Here is an 8301-nt window from a genome sequence, read left to right as displayed (position 1 = left end):
GACATCTACGGACGCTGAACAACGCATCCCGGGGGCCCCCGGCTCGAACCGGCGCCCCGACAGGTCGGCCGAGATCAGGGCTCCGGATGCCGCCGGCTCAAGGCTAACATCGAGCGATCAGGTCGCGGATGATCGTCAGCACACACGAGACGGAAATTTGAGCGTGCGGTTGCTGCGAGGCGACCTGATTAGGTTCCTGTTAACGCCTCGGATCCAGGTTCGCCTCTCCTTCACCGCAGCCCAAACCAGTCCGTATAGACAGTAAAGCATGGCTGCGCGCTGCATTGAGGGCGCGATGAAACTCGGTATCAATCTGGCGGGCGCGGATTTCGGCGCTGGGCAGACACCAGGACGTCTTGGAACGGACTATACATATCCAACCCGGCAGGAGATCGATTACTACGCCGGCAAAGGCATGTCCGTGATCCGGCTGCCCTTCCTATGGGAGCGGGCGCAGCTGACCGAGAACGGGCCGCTGAACGCGAGCGAGCTCGCCCAGATGGATGCCGTGGTCGGTTACGCGGCGAGCCGGGGCATGCAGGTGATCCTGGAACCGCACAATTTCGGATCCGGATTTGGACACCTGATCGGGAGCGCCGAGACGCCCAACACCGCCTTCGCGGATTTCTGGGGCCGGTTCGCGAGCCACTTCGCCGGCAGCGGCAACGTGGTCTTCGGCCTGATGAACGAGCCGCACCAGCAGACCGCCCAGCAGTGGTTGGGCTCGGCCAACGCGGCGATCGCGGCCATCCGCTCGACCGGCGCGCGGCAGGAAATCCTCGTGCCCGGCAGCTACTGGTCGGGCGCCCATAGCTGGGTCAGCACCGACAACGACACGGTGATCGGCCCCGGCATCGTCGATCCGCTGAACAACTTCGCCTTCGAAGTGCATCAGTATCTCGACAGCGACAGCTCCGGCACCCACGCCAACGTGGTGTCGGCGAGCATCGGCGTCGAGCGTCTGAGTGCCGTCACCCAATGGGCGGAGGCCACGCACAGCCGCCTGTTCCTGGGCGAGTTCGGGGTCGCCCAGGACGCGACCAGCCTTGCCGCACTCGGCAACATGGTGGCCTACATGCAGGCGCACCCGGTCTGGGTGGGCGCGACCTACTGGGCCGCCGGGCCCTGGTGGGGCGACTACATGTACACGATCGAGCCCACCGGGCTCGGCAGCGGCCAGGTCGTCGATCGCCCTCAGATGGACGTCCTGGAGACCTTCCTGGGGAGCGCTGCTCCCCAGAGCGGCGCCGCGAACGGCACGAGCTTGGCCGGGACATCCGGCCCGGACCTGATCACCCTGCCGACCGGGTCCGTCATCTATCGGGGCGGCCTGGGCAACGACACCGTCTACGGCAGCGCCGATGCCGACCTGATCTACGGCAACCAGGGCGACGATCGCTTGGTGGCTGGACGTTTCATGGGCGCCTTCGGGCGCGACACCGTCTTCGGTGGCCAGGGCCAGGACGTCGTCGATTACAGCAGTAACGGCATCGGCTCGTTCATCTACGGCAACATGGGCGACGACACGCTCACCGGCGGATCGGGCAACGACGTGCTCTACGGCGGACAGGGCCAGGACCTGATCACGGTCGGCGACGGCAGAAACCTCGCCTACGGCAACCTGGGGGACGACACGCTCGTCGGCGGCACGGACAGCGACACGCTGTTCGGCGGCCAGGGCAGCGATGTGATCACCGCGAACAGCGCCTCGGGGATGGGGTCACTGATCTACGGGAACTTCGGCAGCGATGCGCTGACCGCCGGCGCGGGTAACGACACGCTCTACGGCGGCCAGGGTGCCGACACGCTGATGGCGGGTGCCGGCAGCGACGTGCTGATCGGCGGCCTTGGTGCGGACCTCTACGTGCTCGGTAACGGGACCGGACGTGTCCTGATCGTCGGCTTCGACCAGCGGGGCGGGGACCGGATGCGGATCGGCGGCCAGACCTTCTCGGTCGGCGTGGCGCAGAACGGGGATGCCCTGCTGAGCCTCTCGGGTGGCGGGACGGTCGATCTGGCCGGGATCCGGGCCGAGCAGGTGAACGCGAGCTTCTTCGGGTGACCCGGGTCTGACCCGCAGGCAGGCGAGCGAGACGCCCTTGCCCGCGTCGCAGGCCGGGGCGTCCATGCCTTGGCCGCAGCCGAACTCGGCGCCGCACAGGGTGATCTTGGTCGTGACTTGAGGCCCTGTCCGCCGGTCGCCGGCCCTTCGTACGAACCAGGCGATCGAAAGATCTGCCGTCACATCGCAAGCATTCACATCGAGCGCACTCTTGATCGCAAAGAGTTCGACGGGGCCGCATTTTTGGCCTGCCGCGCCCAAGACGGCCGTCGACACCGGTGGCAGCGGTTGGCCGCGTTGCGGGTACGAACATCGTCGCGTAGGTTTCAGAGTGGTGTCCGTCCGGCGATTCGTAGGATGAACATGTCAGCCGTGGCACGCCCCAGAGCCGATCGTTGAGCGAAGAACCGGACTACCCGTCTCGAGAAACGATTACTCTGGCGACAGCTTGCTCCTACGTGGTGGTGCGCGCGGCATTCCTCTACGCGTCGCATACGAGCGCCCTGGCGAGCCTGGGCAAGCTCGCCCTCCTCCTCCTCATCGAGCTTCCGATCGTCACGCTCCTCGTCGCCTTCGTAGTCAACGGGTTCGTCCTGCACATCGTCGGCGGCCAGTTGCGCCGGCTGAGACCTGGGCGGATCCTGGCAGGCCTATTCGCGCGCAATCGAACCGGACGTGCGGAAGACCTCGAGCATTATCCATCACGCCGACGCGGCAAGCCATCCGGCCAGAAGTCGGATCAGGAGGGCTGAGCGGGCCGAGGGCACAACGAAGCCCGGTCTGCCTCCGCCGCGGTCTAATGGATAACCCATTCGAGCGGTGCGGCATCCTCGGCCTGCCCCTGTATGGTCGGCGAGGCATAGACACGCGCGAATATCCGCGGCCGCGCAGAGGGCAGCATCATGCGCAAGCATGCCGCGAACGGGTCAGCGATCAGCCCCATGGCCGTTGCAGGCGCTGCAACACCTAACCAGAAAGGAGCGACTGACGCTCGACAGATTTTAAGGCTCTAAAGGTTTGCTGGTGCTGCGAGAGAGGATTGAACTCTCGACCTCTTCATTACCAATGAAGTGCTCTACCACTGAGCTACCGCAGCAAGCGGGTCGTTCGGGCGCCGCGTTGGCGTGCCGCCGTCGACGAAGGGGGCTTTAAAGGATCGATCCGGGCTTGGCAATCCGCCCCGCTCAAACAATCCGGCGGGCGGAGCGACTTTTTGAAGAGGCCCGCTCCGAGGCCTCCGAGCGTGGACACCCCAGTCACGTCTTCTTGGTGCCGGCAGGATCCTTGTGCCGCTTCAGGGTCGCCCGGATGATGGCGGCGAGTCCCGGCTCGTTGACCGCTTCGGCGGCCTCCGCAGGGGTAAACCAGCGCAGCTCGCGCTGGTGCTGCTCCGGCCAGCGGCTGAGCTGCTTACGCACCTCGAGCGGGAAGACCTTGACCTGGCACAGCACAGAGTCCCGGTTCTTCAGGCGCTTCTCGTAAAGATAGAAGCCGAGCGGGCGCTTGCCGATCTGTCCGACCAGACCAGCCTCCTCGTAGGCCTCGCGCGCGGCAGCCTCGTAGGGCTTGCGCCCCTTCATCGGCCAGCCTTTCGGAATCACCCAGCGCCGGCTCTCGCGCGAGGTGACGAGCAGAACCGTGGTCTCGCCATCCGGGCCCCGCTGGAACGGAAGCGCGCCGATCTGCCGGCGCGCGGCCCGCTCCTCATCTTCGGCGAGGATCACCATCACGTCACCGGATCGCGCGGGCTGGACGAGGCAGATGAAAAGATCGTCCCACGATTGACAATCCTGCCGTGAGCCAAGGAAGAGCGCCCGTTGTTCATCCTTCCTGTACCAGGCGCGCAGGCGATTCAACCACGCAAGGGCCGTGAGACGCGTCTCGCGTTTTACAATCAGGCGATGCGTCGGGCCTCCGACGGTTCCAGGACCGGCGCCGCGCCGGGGTGGGGCGCGGCACCCGGGACCGGAAGGACCACCGCGCTTCCGGCGCCGACAGCCGGAACGGGCTCCTCGAAGAGCGGAGACGATTTCGGTGCCGATACGGCTACGGGCGGATCGTGAGCATCCGGCTCCGTCGACGGCTCGGACGGACCCGTGAGGGCGTTCGGCGGTTCGCGCCACTCGAAGGCGTCGAGACGACCGGTAACGGGCGAGATTGGTGCCCATGTCTCCGACACGATGCCGTCGGCGATCCACAGGGGATCGCGGGGGGCGTGGGCGGCGCGGGCGAGCCACTCGCGAGCCCGGCCGGAGCCTGCACCGTGTTCGGCCTCCTCGATCCGGGCCATCAGCAGACAGCTGCGCACGGTCGGACGCTCGTTGAGGAGCGGCTTCAGGGCGTCGCGGGCCTGCGGGAAGTCGCGGGCGTCGAGGGCGGCCTGCGCCACCGCGAGGCGCGCCTCCGGGTGCCAGGACGAGAGCTTCGCCAGCGTCTCGGCGCGGGCGAGGCGATCGCGCACGGAGTCACCCGTGCGCAGGCCGAGATAGACCTTGGCGAGATCGGGATGCGGGTTCGCCTTCCAGGCCGCCTCCACGATCTTGGCGGCCTTGCGCAGGTCGCCCCGACGCGCGAGCAACCGACCGGCAATGCCGGCCGCGGGCACGAGGTCGGGCGCGAGCTTCACCGCCTGCGTGGCGCGCTCAAGCGCCGCCTCGGGCTCACCAGCCTCCCGACGCTGGGCCGCCGCCGTGAGCAGAACCGCACGCTGACGGCGCGCGACGCTCTTGTCGAGCAGGCCAAGCGAGCCCCGCCGCTCCACCGTCTCCAGGGCGCCGGCCCAATCGCCATCGGCGCACTGCGCCTCCAGCACCGCCTCGTTCGCCCAGGTGACGCTGGGCGCGAGACGTGCCGCCTCCACCGCGTAGGCGCGGGCGGCCGTCTCGTCCTCGCGACGGCGCGCCTCGACGAAGAGGCCGCGCAGGCCGAGCACCCGCGTCTCCGGATCGTCCACCATGCGCTGGAAGGCGTTCTCGGCGGCTTCCCGATCACCCGAGATCTGCGCGGCCTGCGCCTTCAGCAGGAGCGTCAGCGGCTCGGAACCCAGCAGGCGCTCGGCATCGCTGGCGTGGCGGCGCGCCGCCAGCGGATCACCGGAACCGACCGCCACCATGCCGCGCGAGAGGGCAGTGAAGCCCTTGGCCCGGCGCCGCTCGCGTGAGCCGCGCACCAGCACTTCCGGCAGATCGATGACGCCGCGAACAACCGCCCAGATCAGGCCGATCACGATGGCCGCCACGAGGACCCCCACGAGGGCGATCGCCAGGCTGGTGGCCACTTCGTAGCCGTTCCAGACGATCGTCACGGTGCCGGGCCGATCGGCGATCCAGACCGCTCCGAAGGCGGCGAGGGCGAGAAGGGCCAGAAAGGCGAGGGCACGCCACATCGATCGGGTACTCCTGTGGGCGCCGCCGGGGCGCGCCGCGCGGATGGATAACAGGGTTTCGGGCCGGCGGTGCCGGGGCGCTCGGCCGGCCTAGGGGCCGACCGGGAGGTTCTTGAAGGCGTCGGACAAGAGGCCCCTGGCGGCTTGGGCGGCCGCGTTGCGGGCCTTCAGCTTCTCGCCGAACGCTCCGGCCTCGGCCTTGGCCTCCTGGGGCAGGGCGTCGAACGCCGTGACCGCATCCTGTAGCGCGCCGCGATCGAGTGCTGCCTGAACCTTCGCCACCGGATCCTCGCCGGCCGGCTTGCCCGTGGAGGCGGGCGGCGCGTCAACCCGGCGCACCTGCACGATCGAATCCGCCATGCTGAGGAGCTTCGTCTTGATATCACCGCTCTCGGCGACGCTGCGGGCCTCGGCGGCGCGCCGCGCCGCGACAGCCTTCTCGGCCACTGGACGGAATTCGGCGGCGAGTTGAGCCGTGCTCGGTGCCCCGGCTTCGGCGAAGGGGGCCAGCGCGTCGAGCCGGGCGGTGTCGCCGGTCTCGAGCTTGCGCAGCGTGGCCAGCGGCTCGGCGTAGGGCGCGCCGGTCGCGAGCGCGGTCGCGACGCGATCGGCCGTGACAACCCTGAGCGCCGCCTGCACCGTCGCGGCCTCGGCCCGCTGACCGAGCGCCTTGTCGAGGGCCGCGATCTTCTCGGACTGCTCCTGCTGCACGCGCTCCAGTGCCCGCGTCGTCTCCTGAGCCTGGGTGCGTCCGGCCTCGGCGGCCTGCTGACTCGCCTGGGTAGCCTTCTCCACAGCCTCGGTCGCGCTCTTCACCCGCTCGTCCAGAGCCTGCTGCAGGGTGTCGAGGCGCTGGCCGAGGGTTCTGTCCGCCTCCGCATTCGCGGTGGTGCGGCTCTCGACATCGGCCTGCAGCGCAGCGAGGCGCTGATCGAGACCCTGCTGCGGGGCTGCAGCTTTGTCCTCCAGCGCCTTCACCCGGTCCGGGAGGCCGCCGAGGTTCGGCGCCGCCTGGACGGCTGCCTGACCCTCCGCCTGAGCATCCCTGCCGGGCTCCTCCTGAAGGGCAGACACCCGCTGGTCGAGGCTGTCGAGGCGCGCGACGAGGTCGGCCGGCAGCGACGGCGCGGCACCCTGGGCCGCCTCGGCCGGCGCGCTTCCGGGCTGCCCGGCCTGGGCGAGTGCCTGCTTGGCGGTCGCCTCCGCGGCCTTGACCGCCTCGGGAAGCGGCTTCAGGGCCGCCTCGTTGCCGGCAACGCGCTTATCGAGGGCCGCAAGGGCGTCACGGGGCGCGAGCCCGGCGATGCGCTGTTCAAGCGCCGCGACTCGCCCGTCCTCTCGGGCTGGGAGCACGCCGGCACGGTCGGCGCCGAAGAGCAGGCCGGCGCTGATCACGCCGCCGATCAGGCCGGCGGCCGCCATCGAGCCGAAGCCGGCACCGCCCCGCGCGGGCTCGGGCGCAGCGCTCGCCTTCGGAATTGGGCTCGCGGCGGATGCAGGCTTCGGTCCGTCCTTCGGCGCATCCTTGCCGGGCTCGGCCTTCGCGCCCGCCGCGGCGGTCGCGCCTTTCGGCGGCTCTGCCGTGTCGGGAACGCGCTTCGCCTTCAGGTCGAGGATCGGACCGTCGGTGACGTTGCCGCCGGCCCGGAACGGCTCGGCCTTGCCGGTACCGGGCTTCGCATCCCCAGGATTCGTTGCGGCGGATTTGGCATCTCCCGGCTTGGCATCGGCGGTTTTGGCATCTGCAAGCTTGGCCTCACCCGGTTTGCCGGGCTCGGACCTGATCGTGCCGGGTGCCGTCGGACCGGAGCCGGCAGTTGCGGCCTTCGCAGGCTCGCTTCTCGGCACGCCGATCCCTGGCGCGGAGCCTGCGGGCGTTCCAGGCCGAGCCGGCTCGATGGGGGAAGTCGCAGGCTTCGGCGGCTCAGCCGTTGCCTTAACCACGCCGGGGGCGGTTCCGCCCACGGGTACCGCCCCGGGCTTGCCGGGTTGGGTGGAGGCCGGGCCGGCAGGCTTCACCTCGGTCCTCGGAGCGTCCTTCGCTTCGGGTTTGACCGGCTCTTGCTTCGGCGGATCCGGCTTCGTCGGATCCGGCTTGGCGCCCTGAACAGACTGACCGATGGTGCCGGGCTTGGCCGCATCGGCACCCGTGCCGCTCGCCTTGTCGCCGCCCTTGCCGGGGGCGTTGGCGTTCGGGCGGTTCGCGTCGTTGGATGGTGCCTTCACGGGCCGTCTCTCTCCAGTCTCAGCGGTCTGACCGCCGGGCGGACGCCGCCGCCTCCGGCGCGCCCGGCCGCGCTTGGCCGCCCTCCTATCACCCCGGGCTCGGCGCGCGCGAGCCCTGAAGCGACAGTCGCATGACGGCGTCAGTCCAGACCCGCCAGGAGCTCGTCCTCGCGGGGCCGCGTCGGCACGAAATGGATCGGAATGCCCGCGCCGGCCAGGGGGACGGCCACGTCTTCCGACAGGCAGTAATGTCGGATTGCCCCGAAAGGTTCGGCAAAGCCGGCTTCGCTCGCGAGAGCGAGCGCCCTCTCGGCGCTTCGGCGGGAGTAATGCAGCGCCGCGTCCAAGGACGATTCGATCCCGCCGAGGGCCGCCGCGACGGATCCCGGCAATGTGGCAACCGGCTCCGCCGCGTAAGCCACATGGATGCGCAGGTCGTAGCCCGCCCGCGCGAGCGTCGCGGCGGGCTCGGGTTTGTGCTCGGCGCCCGCGAGATGGAGCAGCGATGCGCCGGGCGGCAGCGTTTCGGTGATCAGGCGGGCAAGAGCAGCGGCGTCTCCCGGGCCCTCCCACACAGGTCCGAGACCGGCGCGAGCACGGCCGAGGCCGCGGCGCGCGCCGGTCTCGG

General features: G+C 69.7%; 6 protein-coding genes and 1 tRNA gene. 2 read left to right on the top strand and 5 right to left on the bottom strand.

Going from position 1 to position 8301, the window contains the following annotated elements; genetic code table 11:
* Nucleotides 1–295: 295 nt before the first annotated feature.
* Complete coding sequence (locus MFF54_RS21205; protein ID WP_238305982.1) at nucleotides 296–2062, top strand: cellulase family glycosylhydrolase; 1767 nt, start codon at nucleotides 296–298, stop codon at nucleotides 2060–2062.
* Nucleotides 2063–2457: 395 nt separating this feature from the next.
* Entirely contained in the window at nucleotides 2458–2814 is a 357-nt protein-coding gene (locus tag MFF54_RS21200; RefSeq protein WP_238305980.1) for a hypothetical protein, read from the top strand.
* 269 nt (nucleotides 2815–3083) lie between these two features.
* On the opposite strand, the gene MFF54_RS21195 is transcribed toward MFF54_RS21200, so the two are convergent.
* The 5 genes from MFF54_RS21195 to MFF54_RS21175 all read right to left on the bottom strand — a co-directional run.
* Nucleotides 3084–3158 (bottom strand) — tRNA-Thr (locus tag MFF54_RS21195).
* Between the two features lie 160 nt (nucleotides 3159–3318).
* Nucleotides 3319–3789, bottom strand: a complete 471-nt coding sequence (locus MFF54_RS21190) for an NUDIX hydrolase (RefSeq protein WP_238305984.1) — start codon at nucleotides 3787–3789, stop codon at nucleotides 3319–3321.
* Nucleotides 3790–3956: 167 nt separating this feature from the next.
* Nucleotides 3957–5447: a heme biosynthesis protein HemY gene (locus MFF54_RS21185; RefSeq protein WP_238305977.1), complete on the bottom strand. Its 1491-nt coding sequence runs from the start codon at nucleotides 5445–5447 to the stop codon at nucleotides 3957–3959.
* 90 nt (nucleotides 5448–5537) lie between these two features.
* Nucleotides 5538–7673, bottom strand: coding sequence for a translation initiation factor 2 (locus tag MFF54_RS21180; protein ID WP_238305986.1), 2136 nt, complete (start codon nucleotides 7671–7673; stop codon nucleotides 5538–5540).
* A 140-nt stretch (nucleotides 7674–7813) separates the two neighbouring features.
* The coding region (locus MFF54_RS21175; RefSeq protein WP_238305975.1) for a uroporphyrinogen-III synthase at nucleotides 7814–8301 on the bottom strand (488 nt) is incomplete at its 5' end.

Source organism: Methylobacterium gregans, assembly GCF_022179245.1.
Classification (GTDB): domain Bacteria; phylum Pseudomonadota; class Alphaproteobacteria; order Rhizobiales; family Beijerinckiaceae; genus Methylobacterium; species Methylobacterium gregans.
This window is presented reverse-complemented; position numbering and strand designations above follow the sequence as displayed.